The organism is Pseudonocardia sp. Ae331_Ps2, from assembly GCF_001932405.1.
Classification (GTDB): domain Bacteria; phylum Actinomycetota; class Actinomycetes; order Mycobacteriales; family Pseudonocardiaceae; genus Pseudonocardia.
Map to the genome: position 1 here is coordinate 1,962,229 of NZ_MCIM01000001.1, position 22,270 is coordinate 1,984,498.

The 22,270-nt window shown below is 72.9% G+C and carries 21 protein-coding genes; 3 read left to right on the forward strand and 18 right to left on the reverse strand.

Annotation, left to right across the window (positions count from 1 at the left end):
- Window positions 1-4: 4 nt before the first annotated feature.
- The 10 genes from Ae331Ps2_RS09390 to Ae331Ps2_RS09435 all read right to left on the reverse strand — a co-directional run bounded on the left by Ae331Ps2_RS09390 (window position 5) and on the right by Ae331Ps2_RS09435 (window position 9,688).
- Window positions 5-988, reverse strand: a complete 984-nt coding sequence (locus Ae331Ps2_RS09390) for an amidohydrolase family protein (RefSeq protein ID WP_075309444.1) — start codon at window positions 986-988, stop codon at window positions 5-7.
- Between the two features lie 74 nt (window positions 989-1,062).
- Window positions 1,063-2,055 (reverse strand): adenosine deaminase, encoded by a 993-nt coding sequence (locus Ae331Ps2_RS09395; RefSeq protein WP_075309443.1) that lies wholly within the window; start codon window positions 2,053-2,055, stop codon window positions 1,063-1,065.
- A 30-nt stretch (window positions 2,056-2,085) separates the two neighbouring features.
- Complete coding sequence (locus Ae331Ps2_RS09400) at window positions 2,086-3,078, reverse strand: SDR family NAD(P)-dependent oxidoreductase (protein ID WP_075309442.1); 993 nt, start codon at window positions 3,076-3,078, stop codon at window positions 2,086-2,088.
- Window positions 3,079-3,167: 89 nt separating this feature from the next.
- Window positions 3,168-3,815: a hypothetical protein gene (locus Ae331Ps2_RS09405; RefSeq protein ID WP_075309441.1), complete on the reverse strand. Its 648-nt coding sequence runs from the start codon at window positions 3,813-3,815 to the stop codon at window positions 3,168-3,170.
- Window positions 3,816-3,895: 80 nt separating this feature from the next.
- Entirely contained in the window at window positions 3,896-4,768 is an 873-nt protein-coding gene (locus tag Ae331Ps2_RS09410) for a hypothetical protein (protein ID WP_075309440.1), read from the reverse strand.
- Window positions 4,765-5,103, reverse strand: a complete 339-nt coding sequence (locus Ae331Ps2_RS09415) for a type VII secretion target (RefSeq protein ID WP_075309439.1) — start codon at window positions 5,101-5,103, stop codon at window positions 4,765-4,767. Before Ae331Ps2_RS09415 ends, Ae331Ps2_RS09410 begins: the two co-directional genes overlap by 4 nt.
- Window positions 5,100-5,432: a YbaB/EbfC family nucleoid-associated protein gene (locus Ae331Ps2_RS09420; RefSeq protein WP_075309438.1), complete on the reverse strand. Its 333-nt coding sequence runs from the start codon at window positions 5,430-5,432 to the stop codon at window positions 5,100-5,102. The genes Ae331Ps2_RS09415 and Ae331Ps2_RS09420 overlap by 4 nt, the downstream gene beginning before the upstream one ends.
- A gap of 50 nt (window positions 5,433-5,482) precedes the next feature.
- On the reverse strand, window positions 5,483-8,104 hold the full coding sequence (gene clpB, locus Ae331Ps2_RS09425; RefSeq protein WP_060714136.1) for an ATP-dependent chaperone ClpB: 2,622 nt from the start codon (window positions 8,102-8,104) through the stop codon (window positions 5,483-5,485).
- Window positions 8,105-8,328: 224 nt separating this feature from the next.
- Window positions 8,329-8,658: a hypothetical protein gene (locus Ae331Ps2_RS09430; protein WP_020626996.1), complete on the reverse strand. Its 330-nt coding sequence runs from the start codon at window positions 8,656-8,658 to the stop codon at window positions 8,329-8,331.
- A 205-nt stretch (window positions 8,659-8,863) separates the two neighbouring features.
- On the reverse strand, window positions 8,864-9,688 hold the full coding sequence (locus Ae331Ps2_RS09435) for a pyridoxamine 5'-phosphate oxidase family protein (protein ID WP_083695397.1): 825 nt from the start codon (window positions 9,686-9,688) through the stop codon (window positions 8,864-8,866).
- 314 nt (window positions 9,689-10,002) lie between these two features.
- Between Ae331Ps2_RS09435 and Ae331Ps2_RS09440 the strand changes: the two genes are divergently transcribed.
- On the forward strand, window positions 10,003-11,175 hold the full coding sequence (locus Ae331Ps2_RS09440) for a globin domain-containing protein (RefSeq protein ID WP_170918305.1): 1,173 nt from the start codon (window positions 10,003-10,005) through the stop codon (window positions 11,173-11,175).
- Window positions 11,176-11,257: 82 nt separating this feature from the next.
- Here Ae331Ps2_RS09440 and Ae331Ps2_RS09445 read toward each other — a convergent pair whose 3' ends face one another.
- The 4 genes from Ae331Ps2_RS09445 to Ae331Ps2_RS09460 are packed head-to-tail and all read right to left on the reverse strand — an operon-like array spanning window position 11,258 to window position 15,431.
- A complete protein-coding gene (locus tag Ae331Ps2_RS09445) occupies window positions 11,258-12,067 on the reverse strand; it encodes a TauD/TfdA family dioxygenase (RefSeq protein WP_158071546.1) in 810 nt (269 codons plus the stop codon).
- Window positions 12,068-12,124: 57 nt separating this feature from the next.
- Window positions 12,125-12,982 carry an ABC transporter permease gene (locus tag Ae331Ps2_RS09450; protein ID WP_075309437.1) on the reverse strand — a complete coding sequence of 286 codons (858 nt, stop codon included), beginning with the start codon at window positions 12,980-12,982 and terminating at the stop codon, window positions 12,125-12,127.
- Complete coding sequence (locus Ae331Ps2_RS09455; protein WP_075309436.1) at window positions 12,979-13,920, reverse strand: ABC transporter permease; 942 nt, start codon at window positions 13,918-13,920, stop codon at window positions 12,979-12,981. Before Ae331Ps2_RS09455 ends, Ae331Ps2_RS09450 begins: the two co-directional genes overlap by 4 nt.
- The gene (locus Ae331Ps2_RS09460) at window positions 13,917-15,431 is read right to left on the reverse strand and encodes an ABC transporter substrate-binding protein (protein WP_249265624.1); all 1,515 of its coding nucleotides are present in this window, start codon (window positions 15,429-15,431) and stop codon (window positions 13,917-13,919) included. Before Ae331Ps2_RS09460 ends, Ae331Ps2_RS09455 begins: the two co-directional genes overlap by 4 nt.
- A gap of 311 nt (window positions 15,432-15,742) precedes the next feature.
- On the opposite strand from Ae331Ps2_RS09460, the gene Ae331Ps2_RS09465 reads away from it, so the two are divergent.
- Complete coding sequence (locus tag Ae331Ps2_RS09465) at window positions 15,743-16,933, forward strand: MFS transporter (protein WP_139319068.1); 1,191 nt, start codon at window positions 15,743-15,745, stop codon at window positions 16,931-16,933.
- Between the two features lie 97 nt (window positions 16,934-17,030).
- On the opposite strand, the gene Ae331Ps2_RS09470 is transcribed toward Ae331Ps2_RS09465, so the two are convergent.
- The 4 genes from Ae331Ps2_RS09470 to dnaK all read right to left on the reverse strand — a co-directional run bounded on the left by Ae331Ps2_RS09470 (window position 17,031) and on the right by dnaK (window position 21,409).
- The gene (locus tag Ae331Ps2_RS09470) at window positions 17,031-17,486 is read right to left on the reverse strand and encodes a heat shock protein transcriptional repressor HspR (protein WP_283160292.1); all 456 of its coding nucleotides are present in this window, start codon (window positions 17,484-17,486) and stop codon (window positions 17,031-17,033) included.
- Window positions 17,487-17,491: 5 nt separating this feature from the next.
- Window positions 17,492-18,724, reverse strand: coding sequence for a DnaJ C-terminal domain-containing protein (locus Ae331Ps2_RS09475; protein ID WP_075309433.1), 1,233 nt, complete (start codon window positions 18,722-18,724; stop codon window positions 17,492-17,494).
- A gap of 88 nt (window positions 18,725-18,812) precedes the next feature.
- Window positions 18,813-19,499 carry a nucleotide exchange factor GrpE gene (gene grpE, locus Ae331Ps2_RS09480; RefSeq protein ID WP_075312626.1) on the reverse strand — a complete coding sequence of 229 codons (687 nt, stop codon included), beginning with the start codon at window positions 19,497-19,499 and terminating at the stop codon, window positions 18,813-18,815.
- Between the two features lie 38 nt (window positions 19,500-19,537).
- Entirely contained in the window at window positions 19,538-21,409 is a 1,872-nt protein-coding gene (gene dnaK, locus Ae331Ps2_RS09485; protein WP_075309431.1) for a molecular chaperone DnaK, read from the reverse strand.
- Between the two features lie 275 nt (window positions 21,410-21,684).
- On the opposite strand from dnaK, the gene Ae331Ps2_RS09490 reads away from it, so the two are divergent.
- Window positions 21,685-22,209, forward strand: coding sequence for a DUF3558 family protein (locus Ae331Ps2_RS09490; RefSeq protein ID WP_170918304.1), 525 nt, complete (start codon window positions 21,685-21,687; stop codon window positions 22,207-22,209).
- Window positions 22,210-22,270 lie beyond the last annotated feature (61 nt).

Below are 22,270 nucleotides of genomic sequence, written 5' to 3' on the forward strand. Positions count from 1 at the left end.
GCGCTCAGAGCCCGAGCAGCCGTTCGGCATTGCCGTGCGCGATCCGGGCCAGGTCGGCGTCGTTGAGCTCGAGGCGGTCGAACCAGGTGGCCGCCTCGCGCATGTCCTCGAAGGGGTGGTCGGCGGAGAACAGCACCCGGTCCGCGCCGATCTCCTGCAGCGTGTTGAGCAGCGCCGGGGTGCGGAAGTTGCCGCTCGTCGTGACGTGGAAGTTGGTCCGCAGGTAGTGGCCGAAGCCGTGCCGGACGTCGAGGCCGCGCGGTGCGACGGCGAGGCGGTGCTCGACCCGCCAGATCACCCACGGGAGCACCTCGCCGAGGTGCCCGAGGATCACCTGCAGGCCGGGGTGGCGGTCGAACAGACCGCTGCCCATCAGCCGCAGCGCGTGCGTGGCGGTCTCGACGGTGAACGCCCACGCCGAGCCGTAGAGCCACGGGTGGCCGTCGTACTGCGGGCTCGTCGACTCCAGCGGGTCGCGGGGGTGCAGGTAGAGCGGCACGCCCAGCTCCTCCAGCGTCGCCCAGAACCCCGCGTAGCGCGGGTCGTCGAGGTAGACGACGGTCTCGGCGTCGCCGACCTGGGAGAAGCCGTTCACGAGCGCACCGACCAGTCCGAGGTCCTGCACCGCACGACGGAGCTCGGCGGTCGCCGCGTCGGGGTCCTGCATCGGCAGGGCGGCGAACGCGGCGAACCGGTCCGGCCGCTCGGCGACCCGGGCGGCCGCGTAGTCGTTGAGCCGGCGGGCCCAGTCGACGGCCCGGGGTGCGTCGTGCAGGGACTGGATGCCGGGGGAGAGCAGCGACAGCACCGACTTCTCGATGGCGCACTCGTCCATCAGCGCGAGGCGCTCGTCATGGATGTCGAGCAACATCGCCCGGTGCCGGGGCCACTCCTGCGGGGTGAAGTGGGTCTCGGACTGCTCGACGATGTCCGGTTCGGTGGCGCCGAAGTGCTCCTCCAGCGCGATCTTGCGGATTGGGGTGGTCATGGTCGCCTCCAAGTCGTTAGCTAACTAGATAGTAGCTAGCTAACGACTTGTCGACGAGAGGTGTGACTGGTCCGTCAGCGCCAGGCGTGCACCTCGGCGAGCAGCCGCTCCGTCGCCGCGTCGTCGAGGAACGACGAGCTGAACGAGTTCGCAGCCAGCGTGCGGAGCTGGTCGTCGGTGAAGCCGAGGCCCTCGCGGACGGCGGCGTAGTTCGCGTCGGCGTAGCCGCCGAAGTAGGCCGGGTCGTCGGAGTGCACCGACACGTTCAGCCCGGCCGCGAGCATCTCCGGCAGCGGGTGCAGCCCGATCCCGGGGACGCAGGCGAGCCGGACATTGGACAGCGGGCACACCGTCAGCGGGGTGCGGTCGCGGACCAGGCGGGCGACCAGCGCGTCGTCCTCGATGGCGCGGATGCCGTGGTCGACGCGCAGCACGCCCAGCTCGTCGAGGGCCTCGGTGACGTAGCCGGCCGGACCCTCCTCCCCGGCGTGCGCGACCGGCTTGAGCCCCAGCTCGCGGGCGCGGTCGAACACGGCGGTGAACTTCGACGGCGGGTGGCCCACCTCGGCCGAGTCGAGCCCGACCCCGACGATCCGGTCCAGGTACGGCTCGGCGGCCCGCAGGGTCTCCTCCGCCTCGGCCGCCGAGCGGTCGCGCAGGAAGCACAGGATCAGCCCGGCCGACACGTCGCCGGCGTGGGCCTCGACCGCGTCGGTCAGGCCGCCGATCACGTCACCGATCGCCACGCCGCGAGTGGTGTGGGCCTGCGGGTCGAAGAACATCTCGACGTGCCGCACGCCCTGCTCCGGGCAGGTCCGCAGGTACGCCGACGCGAGCTCGGCGAAGTCGTCACGGGTCCGGAGGACGGCCATGTTGGCGTAGTAGACGTCGAGGAAGGACTGCAGGTCGGTGAAGTCGTAGGCGGCCCGCAGGTCCTCCACCGAGGCGTAGGGCAGCGCGATGTCGTGCCGCCTGGCCAGCTCGAACACGGTCTCGGGTTCGAGCGTGCCCTCGATGTGCAGGTGCAGCTCGGCCTTCGGCAGCGGCGGGGTCCCGGTGGTCGTCACCGCGACATCATCCCGCGCCGTCCCGGACGGTCAGGAGCTGGTGACCGTCGACGTCATGTAGGCCGAGATCCGGTGGCCACGGGAGCGGTCGCGGGCCGCGGCGCTCGCCCGGGCCCGCTGCGCGGCGGTCCGCACCGGACCGGCCGCCCAGTGCCGCCCGCAGTCCCCGGCCGCGACGACGGCGCGTCCCGCACCCGGGCGGGACGGCAGGTCCGGCAGCCGGGCCGGCTCCCGGTACCCGGCACCGCCGAGCAGCTCCTCGGGCGTGGCCGGCCGGGCCTGCGCGGCCGGGCTCGCGACGGCCGGGGCGGCAGCGTCCGGGGCGGCAGCGGCTGCGGGGCCGGTGGGCTGCCAGGTCGCGTCGGCGAACAGCTCGACGGCGCGCCGGGCCACCCGGACCCCCGCGGCGACGGCGCGCCGGGCCGGGTCCGGACGGGCCGGTGCGGTCTGCGGGGCGCTCACGACGACGCCGGCGTCGAGATCGTCGAGCACCGCGTCGGCGGCGTCGGCGGTCCACTCCGGCCGGTCGTCGCCCCGGACGGCGACGACGTGCACCTCGCCGGTCAGGGTCGGGGCGAGTGCGGTGACGAACGAGACCGCCCACGCAGCCGACTGCTCGTCCCCGCTGATCGCGACGACCCCACCGGCGCCGCGGCGCAGCATGCCGGGCAACGCGGCGTGGGTGAGACGCATCGTCGCGGTCGTGCCGAGGTCGACGCCCACCTGTCCGGCGTCCGACGCGGCGGCCGCGTCGGCGAGTGCGTCGTGCACGAGGATGTCGACGGCCGGGGCCTCCGGGCCGGCGAGGTGGGCCTCGAGCCGGAACAGGCCGTGCCGGGTGCCGAGGTCCGCGACGAGGACGTCGGCACGCACCCCGTACCGGGCGGCGAGCTCCCGGGCGCTGGGGGCGACCCGCTCGGGGTCGCGGGTGACGAGCAGGAGGTCGTGTCCGCGCGCGGCCAGTCGGTCGGCCAGAGCCGCGCCGAGTCCCGTACCGCCGCCGGTGATGAGAGCCAGAGCCACACGATCAGGCTAGCGGTACCCGTTCGGCTTAACGCGTTCGGGTGGTCACATCGCGTTGTGATCAGTCAACGCTGCGTAGATGTCGCAGGTCAGGAATCGATCGTGGGACGCCGGGCGTGCAGCCCCTCCTCCAGAGCGGTGGCGACCTCGGCCAGGTCGGCGAGCAGGTCCTGCATCCGATCGGCGGAGATCCCGACGGGCGCGGCGGCCAGCACCCAGGCGTCCTCGGCCCAGAGCAGCTCGACGTCCTCGCCGACCGCGTCGCTGGCGGCGGCGACCCGCGGGGTCAGCAGCGGACGGACGGCGTCGGCGTCGCTGACGAAGGCGTAGCGCTCACCGACCGGCTCGAGCAGGTCGAGGCCTGCGTCGTCGGGCAGCGGGGCCGAGGGCAGCCGCAGCTCGACGGCGGCGGGCAGCGACTCGTGCACCTGCACGGCGCAGAGCACCGAGCTGATCCGGCCGGCCTGCTCGTGGTCGAACGCGTAGGCCTTGCGCGGGCCGTCCGGGGTGGGGACGTCGCCCGAGACCAGGTTGCGGGCCACGCCGGGGCCGCCCTGGTGGATCGTCCCGTAGCGCCAGCGGCTGGGCAGGACGGGATCGGACTCGAGGTACTCCCACTCCCGCATGGAGGCCCAGCGGCGGCGGTCCCGCGTCGCACCCCCGCGGAACCGGTCGAACAGCAGCAGACCGACGCCGAGGACGATCGCGACGAGGGCGATGACGAACCAGACCGACATGCCGGGGAGCGTAGTCCCGACCGGGCTCGTGGAGTGGTAACGCCACGACACGGACGTGCACGTTCGGCGCGGTCGGGGTCTCAGCCGGATGCCTCCTCGTCCCACTCGGCCGCCGTGGCCCGGCGCGCCGCGTCGTTCTTGCCGTACTCCAGCACCGTGTCCTGCCCGAGGGTCACGGTCTCCTCGACGGCTTTCCGCGCCGCCGGGTCCGCGATCCCGGGCAGCAGCCCGGTCCGCATCGTGTCCTCCAGCCGGCGTGCCACCGCGGCGGACTCCTCCAGCAGCCCGATGACCTCTTCGACCCGGCGGACGATCGTGCGCGCCAGGTCGACGGCGTCGAGGACGAGGACCGCGATGCCGACCGGCGCGGCGACCCCCACCGTCACCACGGCGCCCGCGGCCCACGCGAGCAGCTTCGGAATGAGCCGCACGACGAACTCGGCGATGATGTCGCGTACGACCGCGCGCTCGGTACCGACGATCGAGGCCGAGGTCAGCACGACGTCGGCCACCTCGTGGGCGGTCTCGGACAGGCGTCGCGCGGCCTCGACGCGTGTCGCGGCGGCACCGTGGAACGCGTCCCCGGCCGTGCCGGTCCAGGCGCCGGGGGCGGCGAGGACGGTCTCGATCTCCGGGACGAGGGCGGCCAGTTCGCGGGAGATCTGCTGCCAGTCCTTCGCCCGGGCCTCGATCTGCTTCGCGTCACCGCAGAGCCAGTCCAGCGGTTCGCGCAGGAAGTCGACGTGCTCGATGGCCCAGCCGACACCGGCCGCCCCGAGCTCCTTCAGCGGGTCGGCGACCACGCTCAGCGTGTCGAGCCCGGCGACGGCCGTGGCCGTGACGATGCCGCCGGTGTCCTGCTCCCCGACCGCCTTCCCGACGTCCTCGAACGAGGAGAACACCCCTGCACCCTCGAGCGGGCCGGGCCCCTCCACCTCGACCGGCGCCGTCACCGGTCCGCCCCGACCGGTGACGGGGCCGTCGGGACGTCGACGCCGAGCAGGCCGTCGACCACCCGGCTCTCCACCTCGAGATACGCGGTGACGGACTCCCGTGCCGCGGTCGCCAGCTCGTGCAGCTCCGAGGCGAGGCGGTCCACGGCCTCGACCCCGGCCCGCATGGCCGAGGTGGCCTGGGCGGAGAAGAAGTCGCCGATGACCCCGTAGGCGTCGGAGTCGAGCTCGGCGAGCGACGGGCGCATCCCGGTGACGGTGGAGCCGGCGTCGTCGAGAACCCCGGCATGGGTCGAGACCGTGTCGGTGTCGACCGAGAAGCCGGGGCCCGTCACCGCCCGCCGCCCGTCGTCAGCGGCTCCACGATGGCCACCACCTGCGCGGCGGCGTCGGCGGCGGCCTCCCGGCTCAGCCGCAGGACCGTCTCGGCGAGCCGGGCCCGCGGCAGCTCCTCGGCCCGTACGCCGAGCTGCAGGTCGGTCAGCGTCCCGGACGCGTCGACGGTGACGACGACCGCGCCGTCGCGGGTGCGCGCGGTCGCCGTCACCGTCGCCACCCGGTCCCGGGCCTCCTCGGCCCGGAGCCGGATCGTGTCGATGCGGGTGCGGTACTCGTCCAGCCAGGTCCGCCCGGCGGAGGGCTGCTCGGCGGTGAAGGACTCCATGGGCCCCGACGATGACGTGCACCGTCGGGGCCCACGGGCGAACCGGTGGATCAGTTCGCGATCGCGACCGGCTCCAGTGCCTTGCCGACGACCAGGGCACCGGTCCCGCCGTCGGCCGAGGGGTCCAGGTCCACCCGGACCGTGTCGCCCTCGCGGACGCCGCCGGACAGCAGCTCGCGGGCGAGCTGGTCGCCGATCGCGGACTGCACCAGCCGGCGCAGCGGACGCGCGCCGTAGACCGGGTCGAACCCGTTGAGGGCGAGCCACTCGCGGGCCGCGTCGGTGACCTCCAGCGAGAGCCGCCGCTTCGCGAGCCGCCGCGCCAGCACGCCGACCTGGATGTCGACGATGTGGGTCAGCTCCTCGGTCGACAGCGCGTGGAAGACCACGACGTCGTCGAGCCGGTTGAGGAACTCCGGCTTGAAGTGCGACCGGACGACCGACATGACGGCGTCCTTGCGCCCCTTGTCGTCCAGCGAGGGGTCGGCGATGGCCTGGCTGCCCAGGTTGGACGTCAGCACCAGGATCGTGCTGCGGAAGTCCACCGTGCGGCCCTGGCCGTCGGTGAGCCGGCCGTCGTCGAGCACCTGCAGGAGCGTGTCGAAGACGTCCGGGTGGGCCTTCTCGACCTCGTCGAGCAGCACGACGCTGTAGGGACGCCGCCGCACCGCCTCGGTGAGCTGACCGCCCTGGTCGTACCCGACGTAGCCGGGAGGGGCACCGACGAGGCGGGCCACCGAGTGCTTCTCGGAGTACTCGCTCATGTCGATGCGGATCATCGCCCGCTCGTCGTCGAACAGGAACTCGGCCAGCGCCTTGGCCAGCTCGGTCTTGCCGACGCCGGTGGGCCCGAGGAACAGGAACGACCCGGTGGGCCGGTTCTCGTCCGCGACGCCGGCACGTGTCCGGCGCACCGCGTCGGACACCACGCGCACGGCCTCGGCCTGGCCGACCACGCGCCGGCCCAGCTCGTCCTCCATGCGCAGGAGCTTGGCGGTCTCGCCCTCCAGCATCCGGCCGGCGGGCACGCCGGTCCAGGAGCTGACGACGTCGGCGACGTCGTCCGGGCCGACCTCCTCCTTGAGCATCACGTCCTCGTGCTTCTCGACGACGGCGGTCTTCTCCGCGAGCTCCTTCTCCAGCGCCGGGATGCGGCCGTAGCGCAGCTCCGCGGCCCGGCCCAGGTCGCCGTCGCGCTCGGCCCGCTCGGACTCGCCGCGCAGCTGCTCCAGCTGCTCCTTGAGCTCGCGGGTCGCCTCGATGGCGCCCTTCTCGTTCTGCCAGCGCGCGGTCAGCGCGGCCAGCTCCTCGCGCTTCTCGGCCAGCTCGGCGCGCAGCGCGACGAGCCGGTCGGCCGAGGCCGCGTCGGACTCCTTCTCCAGCGCCATCTCCTCGATCTCGAGGCGACGGACGGCCCGCTCCACGGTGTCGATCTCCACCGGGCGCGAGTCGATCTCCATCCGGAGCCGGGACGCGGCCTCGTCGACCAGGTCGATGGCCTTGTCCGGCAGGAACCGGGCGGTGATGTAGCGGTCGGACAGGGTGGCGGCGGCGACGAGCGCGGCGTCGGTGATCCGGACGCCGTGGTGCACCTCGTAGCGCTCCTTGAGCCCGCGCAGGATGCCGACGGTGTCCTCGACCGACGGCTCCCCGACGAGCACCTGCTGGAAGCGGCGCTCCAGCGCCGGGTCCTTCTCGATGTGCTGGCGGTACTCGTCGAGCGTGGTCGCGCCGACCATCCGCAGCTCACCGCGGGCGAGCATCGGCTTGATCATGTTGCCGGCGTCCATCGCGCCCTCACCGGACGCGCCCGCACCGACGATCGTGTGCAGCTCGTCGATGAAGGTGATGACCTCGCCCGCGGAGTCGGTGATCTCCTTAAGGACGGCCTTGAGCCGCTCCTCGAACTCGCCGCGGTACTTCGCGCCGGCCACCATCGACCCCAGGTCGAGGGCGACGACCCGCTTGCCGCGCAGCGACTCGGGCACGTCACCGGCCACGATCCGCTGGGCCAGGCCCTCGACGATCGCGGTCTTGCCGACGCCCGGCTCACCGATCAGCACCGGGTTGTTCTTGGTGCGCCGCGACAGCACCTGTACGACGCGGCGGATCTCGGTGTCCCGGCCGATGACCGGGTCGAGCTCACCCTCGCGCGCGCGGGCGGTGAGGTCCTGGCCGTACTTCTCCAGGGCCTGGTAGCTGCCCTCGGGGTCGGGGCTGGTCACCCGGGCGGAGCCGCGGACCTTGCCGAACGCCTCGCGCAGCGCGTCCGGCGTGGCGCCGTGGCGCTGCAGGAGCTGGGCGACCGGGCCGCCGGACCGCGCGAGCCCGACGAGCAGGTGCTCGGTGGAGACGTACTCGTCACCCATCTCGGTGGCGAGCTGCTGGGCCGCGGTGATGGCGGCCAGCGCGTCACGGGACAGCTGCGGCGCGCTCACCGACGAGCCCGAGGCCGACGGCAGCCGGTTGCCCAGCGCGGTCAGCTCGGATCGGACGGCGTCCGCGTCCGCCCCGACGGCAGCCAGCAGCGGCGCGGCGATGCCGTCGCCCTGGGCCAGCAGGGCACCCAGCAGGTGGGTGGGCCCGACATCGGGGTTCCCGGCCAGCGTCGCGGCCTGGGCGGCTGCGGAGATGGCCTGCTGGGTACGGGTGGTGGGGTTGAAGGAGTCCATGCTCCGCGTTCCTCCCGGTCCTTCTGTGCCGACGGTCTGTGCATGGGGAGCGGCACCCCGGGCCACTGCTCTCACAGTGTGCCGGAGGGTACGCCTCTCGACAGGTTCAACAGCAGGAAAGTTGAGTCTGTTCCACTCAGGGTGGGGGAGTTCGGAGGAACGACCGCGGCCCGCCCGGAAGGATCCGGACGGGCCGCGGGGTGGAACGGTGGCGCAGGGCGCGCTCAGCGGTGGTTGTCGCCGAGCACCGCGATCTGGGTGCCGTTCAGGTTGTCCTTGACGTCGACGACGTCGTTCAGGAAGTCGCTGCAGTTGCCGATGTTGGCAATCTGGTTGCCCGCGATCGGGGCGAGGACGTTGAGGCCGGCGAGACCACCCTCGGCACCGCCGCGGGCGGACGCGTCGCCACCCTCGAAGGCGCAGTTCTTGTCGCCGCCACCGTGGTGGTGACCCTTGTCGTTCCCGTAGTCGCCCGCGAAGGCGAACGGTGCGGCGGCGGCGAGGGCGGCGGCGGAGCCGGCCACGACCATGCCCAGCTTCTTCTTCGACAGCATTCCTGCTTCTCCTGTGTATCCGATTCAGGACGGGTGGTCGCGGCTCCCGGAGCCCGTGGGAGCCGCAACCCGTCCGATCGCCCGGATTCGACCAGATGTGCCCGGCCGGTGACGATCTGCAGCGATCAACGAGGCCGCGCCTCGGAAGTGACGGTCCGAACGTCACCTAATCGGCTCACTGTCGCGCCATCCTCGTCACCGCAGGTCAGCGACGGGTGGTACGACCGCGCAACGAACGTGATGCGCCCGACACCAGATGGGTCGTGCTCGGGAACCGCCGACGCGGCGGTCGCGGCACGCGCGGCGCCGTCCCCCGCGCACCGAAGAAGTCGCCGCCCTTGCGGGCCGGGTCGTCGGTGCCCCAGGCCCGCCGCTGCGTCACCCGCTCCATCCGCGGGATGTGCTTGCGGCAGTGGATGTAGGCCTCCTCGACGTCCACCACCACCCAGCGCTCGACGCGGCGGCCCGCGGCGTGGTCGTCACGCGCGCGCCCGGGGTGGACGGCGCGGAAGGCGTCGTCGTCCATGATCCGGGCGCGGCCGTTGACGTGCAGCCCGATCAGGGACTCGGTGAAGTCGACCATCAGCAGCCCGATGTGCGGGTTCTCCATCAGGTTGCCGAGGCTCGCGTAGACGCCGTTGCCCCGGTACTCGGGGTAGGCCAGCGTGTGCGGGTCCAGCACGTGCAGGAACCCGGGCGGGCCCGCCCGCAGCGAGCTGTCGCACTCGCCGTGCGCGTCGGACGTCGCGACGAAGGCCATCTCCATCCGTCCGACGAACTCGATCATCCGGGGCAGCAGCCGGTCGCGGAGCTGGTCGTCGTAGAACCGGTCGGCGCGGGCGGAGCTGCCCACCTCGGCCTGCACCGCGTGCTCACCCGCGGAGCCGGGCCGGTGCGGTCCGTCCGGGACCTCCGGGACCTCCCGGACATCGGAGGACGGGCCCCGCTCCGAGGGCGCGGGGACGACGACCCGCGGCACGGCCGGACGGCCCCGTCCGGGCAGGACGACGGCGGGGATTCGCAACGGCACAGGACAACCGTGCCATCCGGCACGGCCAGGACCAAACGATCACCATTCCGACCGGCCGGGCCACCGCCACGTCGGCTTTCCGCACGATGGGCGCTATCCTGAGCCCGGCGCCCCCCACGCCATGACGAGTGACCGCCGTCCCCGAACGGATGATGAGTGACGATGCGTACCCGCTCACCACACCTTGGTGAGCCGGTCGGCGTACGCCGTACCGGCGGACGGAGTCTCTCGCGTACCCTAACCGGCGGAACGCGGGCGTCGACGCCCGGTGTCACCGCGGCACGGAGCACGACCGAGGAGAGTGTCCGCCAGGCATGACTGCTGACCAGCTGATCGCCGGCGACGTCGCCCCGCCGCGACGCCCCGCCTCGGAGGCGGATCGCACCGTCGAGCTCATCCGGACCAGCTTCGCCCTCGTCGAGCCGCAGGCCGAGGAGATCGGCAAGCACTTCTACGCCACGCTGTTCAGCAAGGCACCCGAGACGCGTGACCTGTTCCCCGTGAACATGGAGGTGCAGCGCAGCCGGCTGCTGCGCGCCCTCGTGCACGTGGTGCAGATGGTCGACCAGCCCGACGACCTCGTCCCGTTCCTGCAGCAGCTCGGCCGCGACCACCGCAAGTTCGGCGTGCTGTCCCAGCACTACGACGCGGTCGGCGCGGCGCTGCTGTCGGCGATCGCCACGTTCGCGGGCGAGAACTGGACCCCGGAGATCGAGAAGGCCTGGGTCGGCGCGTACGGGATCGTCGCGGACGCGATGCAGCAGGCCGCCGCGGCCGAGCGCGGGCCGGCGTCCTGGCTGGGCCGGGTCGTCGAGCACCGCCGGATCGGCTGGGACCTGGCCGTGGTCACCGTCGCGACCGACCAGCCGGTGCCGTACCAGGCCGGCCAGTACGTCTCGGTGGAGACGCCGCACCGCCCGCGGCTGTGGCGCTACCTGTCCCCCGCCAACGCGCCGCGTCGCGACGGGACCATCCAGTTCCACGTCCGCGCGGTCGAGGGCGGCTGGGTCAGCCGCGCGATCGTCGCGCACAGCCGGGTCGGCGAGACCTGGCGGATCGGCCCGCCGATGGGCCGGATGGCCGTCCCGCAGAACACCCGGCGCGAGCTGCTGATGGTGGCGGGCGGCACCGGCGTCGCGCCGATGAAGGCCCTGCTCGACGAGGTCGGCCGGCGCCCCCAGCCGCCGCGCACCCAGGTCTTCGTCGGCGGCCGGACGTGGGACGACCTGTACGACTTCACCTCGCTGCGCAAGCTGTCCTACAACTACCCGTGGCTCGATGTCATCCCGGTCGTGGAGTACGAGGACGAGCCCTCCGGCGCCGAGACCGGCACCCTGGCCGACGCCGTGACCCGGTTCGGCGCCTGGAGCGACCACGACGTCCTGGTCTGCGGGTCGCCGGCGATGATCCGGTCCACGGTGTCGCGGATGCTGGTCGCGGGCACGCCGCTCGACCGCATCACCTACGACCCGTTCACGATGGACTGAGCGATGGACTGAGCGGCTCCGTACGTCACGACGGCCGCCCTCCCGCACCGGGAGGGCGGCCGTTTGCGTCGGGGGGTGGGGCTCAGAACGCCTCGGTCGTCCGCACCGAGAGCACGTGCAGCTCCCGGGTGCCGGTGAACGCGTCCCGGCCGTGCAGGAAGCGGTAGTTGTCCAGGACCAGCAGGTCGCCGCTCTCCAGCCGGAACCGCGGCGCCGCGTCGAACGCGGTGGCGAGCACGTCGGCGTAGGACTCGATGTGCGCGAGGTGGGCGTCCCAGTACGGCTCGCGCGGCACCGGCAGCACGTAGTCGCTCGCCCGGACCGCGCGCCGACCACCCCGGGTGTGCTCGATCATCCGGCGCAGCAGCGGCGTCAGCGGGACCCCGCGCGGCGGGTTCGTGCGGCTGCCGAAGAAGTCGACGTCGCTGCCGGTCAGGAACCCGTACAGCGACGGGTGCTCCGCGGCGAGCCGGTCGGCCAGCGCGTAGCCGTCGACGAGCACCGAGTCGCCCCCGGACGGCGCCGGCGACGTGCAGTGCATGAACAGGAAGTCCTCGTCGGGGTCGCGCAGCCGCACGGTGCGGCCGTGCACGTCGGCCTCCAGGTAGGCGCCGTCGTTGTGCAGACCCAGGACCGGGGAGTCGGTACCGCCCTGAGGCCGGATGCCGAACAGCTCGCGCAGCCGTCCGCCGAGCAGGGTGGCCGCGGCGACGACCATCGCCTCCGGGTCCGGACCGGCGCCGGGGATGTGGACGACGCCCTCGCGGGCCAGCACCTCCCGGGCCTCGCCGAGCTCCGCCGCGCGGGGCACCACCCCGGTCTCGTCCACCAGGCTCTTGAGCTCCGGGCGCGCCTCACCCGTGCGCCGCCCGTCGATTCCGATCCTCGCCACGACGTACCTCCTGCCGTTCACCCGTACTCGCAGCAGTCTGGCAGGAACGAAGCGATGTCAGAACTGTCCGGTCGGACCGGTCGTCCACCGGCGTTCCAGCCCGCGGCCGAGTGCGGTGACGAGCAGCGCCGTCCCGACGACGGCCAGCGCGGGCAGCAGGACGAGCTGCGGGGCGTTGAACAGGAACTGCCGGCCGTCGGCGAGCATCGCCCCCCACTCCGGGGTGGGCGGCTGCGGCCCGAGCCCGAGGAAGGACAGCCCGGCCACGGTCAGCAGGACGTTCGCGAACCGCAGGCACAGGTGCGACAGCAGCGGCCGGGCGAGGTTCGGCAGCACGTGCCGGAACGCGATCCGCAGCGGCCCCGCGCCGACGGCGACGGCGCCCTCGACGTACTCGCGGGCGCGTTCGCGCACCACGAGCTGGTAGGTGAGCCGGGCGAACGGCGTCCACCCGGCGACGACGATCGCCACCAGCAGCGACCACACCCCCGGGGCCCCGCCGGACGCGGCGACCACCACCAGCCCGATCAGCACCGCCGGGATCGCGACGAGCACGTCGATGGTGCGCTGGAACAGCTGGCCGACCGCCCGTCCGCACCAGGCGGCGAGCACGCCCAGCACCGTCCCGATCCCCGCGCACAACGCGAGCGCGACCAGGGTGAACCCGACCGAGAGCCGAGCGCCGACGGCCAGCCGCGCCAGCACGTCCCGGCCGAGCTGGTCGGTGCCGAGCGGGTGCGCGGCCGACGGCCCGGCGAAGCGGTGGGACAGGTCGTTGGCGACCGGGTCGAGCGGCAGCAGGGCGAACAGCACCAGCACACCGAGCAGGACCAGCGCCCCGACCTGCAGGACCGCCGCGCGCCGGGTGGTGCGCGCGGCGGCGCCCGCGGGGCGGGCCAGCACCGAGGCGGTCACCGGACGGCGCTCCGGGCCACCGGGTCCAGCGCGAGCGCGAGCAGCTCGGCGAGGATCCCGGCGACGGCGGCGATCAGCACGATCGCGAGCAGCCCGGCCTGCACGACCGGCAGGTCCTGGCCGAGGACGGCGTCGTAGAGCAGGCGGCCCAGGCCGGGGATCGCGAACAGCACCTCGACCACGACCGAGCCGCCGAGCAACCCGCCGAGGAACAGCCCGGACAGCGAGGTGACCGAGGTCAGGGCCAGGCGGCCGCCGTGGCGCCACAGGACCCGCCCGTCGCTGATGCCCTTGGACCGCGCGACGGCGACGTGCGGGCGGGCCAGCGCGTCGACGGTCTCGGCGCGCACCAGCTGGGCGGCGAGCGCGGCCGGGAACGCGGCCAGGGTGACCACCGGCAGCACCGCCTGGTCCACGTCGCCCCAGCCGGTCGCGGGCAGCACCGGCACGGTGACGGCGAAGGCGAGCACCAGCGCCGTCCCGAGCACGAACTCGGGGATCGCGACGCCCAGCACCGATCCGGTGGTCAGGGCCCGGTCGAGCCGGCCACCGGGGCGACGCGCGGCGCGCACCCCGAGCGGGATCCCGACCAGGGCCGCGAGTACCAGCGCGGCGACGGTGAGGGTCAGCGACACCCCGAGCGCGGGCCAGAGCAGGCCCGAGACCGGGGTGCGGCTGGTCCAGGAGATCCCGAGGTCGCCGCGCAGCAGCGCGCCGGCCCAGCCGGTGAACTGGTCCCACCAGGTGCCGTCGAGGCCGTACTGCTCGCGCAGCGCGGCCAGGACCGACGGGTCCGGGTCGGACTCCCCGGTCCGGCTGCGCAGGATCGCGAGCGCGGTGTCCTGTCCGGAGAACCGCGGGAGCAGGAACACCAGCACCGCCGCGGCCACGGCGACCAGCGGCAGCGCCAGCAGCCTGCGTGCGACAAGTGCGGTCACTCCGTGGTCGCCAGCCCGGGGACGACGAGCGACTTGGCCAGCGGGTCGACGGTGTAGCCGGTGACCCGGTGCCCGACGCCGTTGGCGTTGGTGTGCACCAGCGGGACTCCGACGACGTCGGCGTTCAGCTTCGCCGCGGCCTCGGTGAAGACCTTCTGTCGTGCGGCCGGGTCGGTCTCGTTGGCCAGCGGGGCGAGCAGGGCGTCGAACTGGGGCGAGCAGTAGTGGTTGAGGTTGTAGGAGCCCTGGCAGGTGTAGTCGGTGGCCAGCGTGGCGCCGGCGTCCGGCACGTCGACCAGGTAGCTGCGCGAGAGCAGGTACATGTCGAAGTCACCGGCGAGCAGCTGCGGCTCGCGGGCGTCGTAGTCGCCGATGCGCACGGTGACCTCGATGCCGGCCCCGCGGAGCATCTCCTGGACGGCGGTGACCAGCGTCGGGAGCTCGGGGCGGGCGCCGTAGGACCCCAGCTCGATGCGCAGCGGGTTGCCAGGGCCGTAGCCGGCCTCGGCCAGCAGCTGCCGGGCGCGCGCGGGGTCGGCCGGCGGCGGGGCGTCCTGCGAGCCCCACGCCACGGCCGGGCCGAACAGCTCCGAGGCCGGGATCGCCGACCCGGCGAGCGCCTGCTCACCGAGCGCGGTGCGGTCCACGGCGGCCGCGACGGCCTGCCGCACCCGGATGTCGGCGAAGGGCCTGCGGGACTGGTTGAGGACCAGCGACGCGGTCCGGGGCGCGGCGACGGTCTGGTTCACGTACTCGTCGCCGGTGAACTCCAGCGCGCTGGACTCGGGGAGCTCCTGGGCGATGTCGGCGGCGCCGGCCCGCAGGGCCAGTGCGCGGGCGGCCGGGTCGGGCACGAAGTTCGCGGTGACACCGGCCAGCTGCGGGCGCTCACCCCAGTAGCGGTCGTTGCGGGCGAGGGTCACCGACTGGGTGCCGTTCGTCCGGGTGATCGTCATCGGGCCGGTGCCGGTCTGCTGGACCGACGGCGGCGTGGCCCGGTACGCCGACGGCGCCAGGATCGCTGTGTTCACGCTGGACAGCCGCAGCGGCAGGATCGGGTCGGGCTTCGCCGTCGTGACGCGCACGGCAGCCGCGCCGTCCGCGGCGGCCTGCAGGCCGATCCCGCGCACCGCGCGCGGCGGCGCGGCGACGCCGGCCACCCAGTTCAGGGCGGTCGCGGCGGCCTGCCCGGTGAGCGGCTCGCCGTTCTGGAAGGTCACGCCGGGACGCAGCTCGAACCGCCAGGTCCGCGGGTCGGACTGCTGGGCCCACGCCGTCGCCAGTGCGGGTCGGGGCTGCCCGTCCGGGCCGGACGCCACCAGGGACTCGGTCACCCCGAGCTGGGAGAGGACGAACGCGTCGTCGGTGTCCACGCCGTAACCGGCCGACGGGCCGAAGGCCATCGCGATCGTGGCCTGCCCGTCCGGCACGACCCGACCGCTCCCGCCACCGGTGCCGCCGCACGCGGTGAGGACCGCGGCGCTCACCACCAGGGCGGCGGCGACCCGCAAGCGGGAACGACGGGGTGCTACGACGGCGCGCACGGCGGCGGGCATCACGACCTGGCCTCTCCGGCGCCCTCGACCGTGTGTCACCCGGCGCCCGGGAGATCTTCGGTAAGCCTGTACATACGGTCAAGCATCTTCACGCATGCGCATATGTCGTTGTTGCCATCGAGTCGCGACTGCCGACGGCGACCTGGTACCACTTCGTGGTGCTCCGCAGCCTGCTCCGCCGACCCGCCGATCCCGAGTCGGACCCGCGTCCCCCGACGCCGCTCCGACCGGGCCGGTGGGCCCAGTTCCGCGGGCTCCCCCCGGTCATGAAGCTGCTGATCAGCACCCAGATGGCCTTCAACGTGGGCTTTTACATGGTGCTGCCCTACCTGGCGACGCACCTGGCCGAGGACCTCGGGCTCGCCGCGGCGGCCGTCGGGCTGGTGCTGGGGCTGCGGACGTTCAGCCAGCAGGGACTGTTCGTGATCGGCGGGACCCTGACCGACCGGTTCGGTGCGAAGCCGGTCGTGCTCGTCGGGTGCTCGCTGCGCGTGATCGGTTTCATCCTCCTCGGCGCGGCCGGATCGCTGCCCGCGGTCATCGGTGGGGCGCTGCTGACCGGGTTCGCGGCGGCCCTGTTCTCGCCGGCGGTCGAGTCGTCGCTGGCGCGGGAGGCCGGGGAGCGGGAGCGCGCCGGTGAGGGCCCGGCGCGGACCGAGGTGTTCTCGATGTTCGCCGTCGCCGGTCAGGTCGGGACCGTCACCGGGCCGCTGGTCGGCACCGCGCTCATGGTGGTCGACTTCCAGCTCGCCTGCCTGGTCGCCGCCGCCGGCTTCGTGCTGGTGGGTCTGGCGCACTGGCGGTGGCTGCCGTGGCGCGAGCCCGAGCAGGCCGGGCAGCCGATGCTCGCCGGCTGGGGCGAGGTGCTGGGGAACCGACGCTTCCTGCTGTTCGCGGTCGGCTACTCGGGTTGGCTGCTCTGCTACAACCAGCTCTACCTGGCCCTGCCCGACGAGCTGGAGCGCGTCGGGCGCACCGCCGCGCTCGGCTTCCTGTTCGTGATGATGTCCGTGCTGGTGATCTGTCTGCAGATGCGGGTGACGGCCTGGGGGAGCCGGATGGGGGCGGGCCGCGCGGTGGTGCTGGGGTTCTGCCTGATGGCCGCGTCGTTCACCGTCGTCGCGGTGGCGCGGCTGCTGCCGGACCTGCCGGGGTGGTGGGCGCTCACACCCGCGGTGCTGATGGTGCTGCTGCTGACCTTCGGCGAGATGTTCGCCGTGCCGGTCGCGCAGGATCTCATCCCGCGGCTGGCCGGGGAACGCAGGCTGGGCGCCCACTTCGGGGTGCTCGCCTCGTTCGGCGGGCTGATGGTGCTCGTCGGCTCGACGGGGGTCGGGGCGCTGCTCGACCCCGCGTTCCCACCCGCCCTGCCGTTCCTGGTCCTGGCGGCGGTGCCGCTGGCCGGAGCCGTGATGCTGGGCCTGCTGGCCCGGCGCGGAGCGCTGACGGCCGCCTGACCGGCTCGTGGCCCGGGCACGACGGTCGTCGCCGCGCGAGGCCCGGTCCCGCACCCCGGTTCCGACGGAGGACGCCGGGGTGCGCGACGGAGCGGGTTCAGCCGTCGTCGGCCGGGCGCCAGCGCACGACGGCCTGACGCCGGTCCACCGGCACGAGGTCGCGCCGGTAGGAGCGGTGCACCGCCGCGGTGGCCTGCGCAGCGGCGGCGCGGACCGCGTCCAGCTCGGCGGTCACCTCCTCGAGGCGCGCCGAGAGCTGGTCGACCATCTGCTCCAGTTCGATGATCCGCTTGACGCCCGCGAGGTTCACGCCCTCCTCCTGGGAGAGCCGCTGCACCTCGCGGAGCAGGGCGATGTCGCGCTGGGAGTAGCGACGTCCGCCGCCCGCGGACCGGCCCGGGCTGACCAGGCCGATCCGGTCGTAGCTGCGCAGGGTCTGGGCGTGCAGGCCGGACAGCTGCGCGGCGACCGAGATGACGAACACCGGGCTGTCGTGTGCCACGTCGACCGTCGGCGGTTCCTCCCCGTCACGGGGGGTGCGTCGTCCGGACACCGCCATCACCTCCTGGCGCTACCGAGCAGGTCGGCCCGCGGGTCGAACGACGACGTCGCCTCGGCGTAGGCCTCCAGCGCGCTCCTCGCCGCCTCGTCCAGCTTCTGCGGCACCGCCACCTCGACGGTGACCAGCAGGTTGCCCTTCTTCCCGTTCTTGCGTTCGACCCCACGCCCCGACACCCGGAACGTGCGGCCGCTGGTGGTGCCCGGCGGGATCCGCAGCGAGACGGTGCCGTCGAGTGTGGGCACCGTCAGGGTCGCGCCCAGAGCGAGCTCGGGGAAGGTCACCGGCACGGTGAGGGTCAGGTCGTCGGGGTTCTTCGACGACCGCCCGAAGATCCGGTGCGGGGTCACGCTCACGGTCACGTAGAGATCCCCGGCGGGGGCCCCGCCGCGCCCGGGCTCGCCCTGTCCGGGGAGCCGGATCTTCTGACCGTCGTCGACGCCCGCGGGGACCCGGATGGACAGCGACCGGGTCCGGGTGGACACGCCGTCGCCGTGGCACTCGGGGCACGGGTCGTCGATGATGCGCCCGGTCCCGCGGCAGTCGCGGCACGGCTCGGAGAACGAGAACGCGCCCTGGCTGCGGTTCACCAGGCCCTGACCGGCGCAGGTGGGGCAGGTGCGAGGGGTGCTGCCGGGCCGGGACCCGGTGTCGCCGCAGCGCTCGCACCGCCCGGGCGAGGACAGCTTGATGGGCACCGTCGCGCCGCGCACCGCGTCCTCGAAGGAGATGGTCAGGCTGCTCTCGACGTCCTGGCCGCGGCGGGCACCGGCCGTGCCGTACCCGCCCGCACCGCCGGCGCTGTTGCGCGCGGCGCGGCCGAAGATGTCGCCCAGGATGTCGCTGAAGTCGCCCGCACCGGCCCCGGCACCGCCCGCGCGGCCGGCCTGGCCGAACAGGTCGTTGATGTCGAAGCCACCCTGGCCGGCGCCACCGGGTCGCGCGCCGCCGGGGAAGCCACCACCGGTGCCGAACCCACCGAAGCCGCCGCCACCGGCGAACATCGCGCGGGTCTCGTCGTACTCCTTGCGCTTGGACTCGTCGCCCAGCACGCCGTAGGCCTCGGAGACCGCCTTGAAGCGGGCCTCGGCCTTCTCGTCGCCGGGGTTCGCGTCCGGGTGCAGCTCGCGGGCGAGCTTTCGGTACGCCTTCTTGATCTCGTCCTGGGACGCCGTCGAGGAGACGCCCAGCTCGCGGTAGTAGTCCTTCTCGATCCAGTCGCGCTGGGTCACTCCGCCTCCTTTCCGTTCACGCCCGCGACGCGGCGGGAGACCGGTCGTCTCCCGCCGCACCGCGTGGTCACGTCCCTACCCGTCCTGGTCAGGCCGGGTTCTGCGGCTCGCCGTCGCCGGCGTCCGCGCCGCCCGCGGCGTCGGTCTCGGCCTGTGCCTCGGCCTCTACCTCGGGGCGGTCCTGCACGGTCACCATCGCCGGCCGGAGGACCCGGTCGGAGATGCGGTAGCCACGACGCAGCACCGTCGACAGCACGGTGACCGTGGGGCCGGAGCCCTCGGCCGGCTCGTGCTGCACGGCCTCGTGGAGCTGCGGGTCGAAGGGCTCGCCCTCGGTCCCGAACGGCTCGAGACCGAGCTTCGTCAGCACCGCGGTGACCTTGTCCGCAGCGGCCTTGAAGGGTCCCGTGAGGTCGCCGTGCTGGGCGGCGCGCTCGAAGTCGTCGAGCACGACCAGCAGGTCGTTCGCGAAGGAGACCTTCGCGTCCACCTTCGTCTGCTCACGGTCGCGGTCGGCTCGACGCCGGTAGTTGGCGTACTCGGCGCTGACCCGCTGCAGGTCCGCGGTGCGCTCGGCGACCTCGGCCCGCAGCTTCTCGACCTCCGGGTCCTCCCCGTCGGCCGGGCCCGCGACCTGCTCGCCGTCCCCGGCCGGGGCCGCCGTGTCGGCGGCCCCGGTCGCGTCGGCGTCGGGACGGACCTCGCCGGTCTCCGGGTCCACCTTGCGGCGGTCCCGGAACGTCACCGGCTCCTCCTGCTTCTGTTCGTCTGCCATGTCGACCGTCCTGTCGTCCCGTGGATGGCCGCCGGCCGTCACTTGCCGCCCTTGGCGTCCTTGTCGTCGTCCACGATCTCGGCGTCGACGACGTCGTCCTGCGCGTCGGAGGCACCGGTCGCGCCGGCACCACCCTCGGCACCGGCACCCGCGGCGCCCTCGGCACCGGGCTGCGAGTACAGGGCGGACCCCATCTTCTGGGACTCGGTGGCGAGCTTCTCCATCGAGGACTTGATCGCCTCGTGGTCGGTGCCCTTCAGCGCCTCCTGGGTCTCACCCAGGGCGGCGTTGACCGAGTCCTTGACGTCGGAGGGGAGCTTGTCGTCGTTCTCCTTGACGAACTTCTCCGTCTGGTAGACGAGGGTCTCCGCCTGGTTGCGGGTCTCCGCCTCCTCGCGACGCTTGGCGTCTTCCTCGGCGTGCGCCTCGGCCTCCTTGACCATGCGGTCGATGTCGTCCTTGGACAGCGCCGACCCGCCGGTGATCGTCATCTCCTGGCTCTTGCCGGTGCCCATGTCCTTGGCGGACACGTTGACGATGCCGTTGGCGTCGATGTCGAAGGAGACCTCGATCTGCGGGACGCCGCGCGGGGCCGGCGCGATGCCGGTCAGCTCGAACATGCCGAGCTTCTTGTTGTACGCGGCGATCTCGCGCTCGCCCTGGTAGACCTGGATCTGCACCGACGGCTGGTTGTCATCCGCGGTGGAGAAGATCTCCGAGCGCTTGGTCGGGATCGTGGTGTTCTTCTCGATCAGCTTGGTCATGACGCCGCCCTTGGTCTCGATGCCCAGGGACAGCGGGGTGACGTCCAGCAGCAGGACGTCCTTGACCTCACCGCGGAGCACACCGGCCTGCAGCGCGGCACCGGCGGCGACGACCTCGTCCGGGTTGACGCCCTTGTTGGGCTCCTTGCCGCCGGTCAGCTCCTTGACGAGCTCGGTGACGGCGGGCATCCGGGTGGAGCCACCGACGAGCACGACGTGGTCGATCTGGTTCACCGAGATGCCGGCGTCCTTGATGACCTGGTTGAACGGCTGACGGGTGCGGTCCAGGAGGTCCTGGGTGATCCGCTGGAACTCCGCGCGGGACAGCGTCTCGTCCAGGAACAGCGGGTTCTTCTCGGAGTCGACCGTGATGTAGGGCAGGTTGATGCTGGTCGAGGACGAGCTGGACAGCTCGATCTTCGCCTTCTCCGCGGCCTCGCGGAGCCGCTGCATCGCCATCTTGTCCTTGGTCAGGTCGATGCCCTGGGAGGACTTGAACTTGTCGACGAGCCAGGTGACGATCCGCTCGTCCCAGTCGTCACCACCGAGGTGGTTGTCGCCGTTGGTCGCCTTGACCTCGACGACGCCCTCGGCGATCTCCAGCAGGGACACGTCGAACGTGCCGCCACCCAGGTCGAAGACCAGGATGGTCTGCTCCTTGTCGCCCTTGTCCAGGCCGTAGGCCAGCGCGGCCGCGGTCGGCTCGTTGACGATGCGGAGCACGTTCAGGCCGGCGATCTGACCGGCCTCCTTGGTCGCCTGGCGCTGCGCGTCCTCGAAGTAGGCCGGCACCGTGATGACGGCGTCGGTGACCTCGTCGCCCAGGTAGGACTCGGCGTCCCGCTTGAGCTTCTGCAGGACGCGGGCGCTGATCTCCTGCGCCGCGTAGGTCTTGCCGTCGATCTCCGGCGTCTTCCAGTCGGTGCCGATGTGGCGCTTGACCGAGCGGAAGGTGCGGTCGGAGTTGGTGACGGCCTGGTTCTTCGCCGACTGGCCGACGAGGACCTCACCGTTGCGCGCGAACGCGACGATCGACGGAGTGGTGCGGGCACCCTCCGAGTTCGCGATCACCGTCGGCTCGCCACCCTCGAGGACGGCGACGACGGAGTTGGTGGTCCCGAGGTCGATACCGACCGTACGAGCCATGGTGACTGCCTCCGAGATGTGTGGGGTATGAGTGCGTCCGGCTCAAGTTGTACCAAACCGGGGAGCAGCTCGCGCATCGCCCTTGAGTGGGCTCTGCTCAACTTGCTCTCGTGGGGGTCAACGGACCACCCGAGAGACTTGTTCCCGGGGGACTCAACTTTTATCCGCGACGTTCACGTGTGCAGGTCCGTGGGGCGGGCTAGCCTGTGGCCGGTCGATCGTCGACGGAGGATCACGTGCTCGTACCGGCTGCGCGTCGGCTCGTACTGGGGTCGTTGGCCGCCGTCCTCACCGCCACGGCCACCGCCTGCGGCTCGGGCGCCACGCCTCCGGGGCCGGACCGGCCACCAGCGGCCGGACCGAGTCCGATCGACGTCACGAACAAGCATCCCTGCGATCTCCTGTCCGCACAGATGCTCGGGGCGCTCGAACTCCGCGACCCCCGGAAGAACGACGCGGCGATACGCGGGACGCGGGCCCCGTCATGCGGCTACTTCGGGACCGGGAACCCGCGGATCGACATCAACCTGCACTTCCTTCCCATCCCCGCAGCAGATCTCCGGTCGGCGGGTTCCTCCTCCGGTCAGGCCCGGGGATATGACGTGATCGAGAACGACCGGTCCACTTCCCGGCTGACCGTGTGCGAAGCCGTGGCCGACAGCGGCCCCTCGACGTCCGTGCGAGCTCAGGCCTCGGTACCCACCGACGAACTGCGCCAAGCCGGTAGTGCCGTACGCGCACCCTGCGACAGGGCGCACGAGGTCCTCGACGAGGCTCTCGCAGTGCTGGCACCGAGCTGACCCTCGCGATTCACGACCGCGAAGCAGTCGCTCGGACGACCCACGTTCGCCCGGATCGCCG

Excerpts from the sequence above, each read along its gene's own strand:
- Ae331Ps2_RS09390 (WP_075309444.1), bottom strand. The coding sequence starts at position 988 with ATGACCACCCCAATCCGCAAGATCGCGCTGGAGGAGCACTTCGGCGCC.
- Ae331Ps2_RS09405 (WP_075309441.1), bottom strand. The coding sequence starts at position 3,815 with ATGTCGGTCTGGTTCGTCATCGCCCTCGTCGCGATCGTCCTCGGCGTC.
- dnaK (WP_075309431.1), bottom strand. The coding sequence starts at position 21,409 with ATGGCTCGTACGGTCGGTATCGACCTCGGGACCACCAACTCCGTCGTC.
- clpB (WP_060714136.1), bottom strand. The coding sequence starts at position 8,104 with ATGGACTCCTTCAACCCCACCACCCGTACCCAGCAGGCCATCTCCGCA.
- Ae331Ps2_RS09420 (WP_075309438.1), bottom strand. The coding sequence starts at position 5,432 with ATGGAGTCCTTCACCGCCGAGCAGCCCTCCGCCGGGCGGACCTGGCTG.
- Ae331Ps2_RS09440 (WP_170918305.1), top strand. The coding sequence starts at position 10,003 with ATGACTGCTGACCAGCTGATCGCCGGCGACGTCGCCCCGCCGCGACGC.
- grpE (WP_075312626.1), bottom strand. The coding sequence starts at position 19,499 with ATGGCAGACGAACAGAAGCAGGAGGAGCCGGTGACGTTCCGGGACCGC.
- Ae331Ps2_RS09465 (WP_139319068.1), top strand. The coding sequence starts at position 15,743 with ATGAAGCTGCTGATCAGCACCCAGATGGCCTTCAACGTGGGCTTTTAC.
- Ae331Ps2_RS09430 (WP_020626996.1), bottom strand. The coding sequence starts at position 8,658 with ATGCTGTCGAAGAAGAAGCTGGGCATGGTCGTGGCCGGCTCCGCCGCC.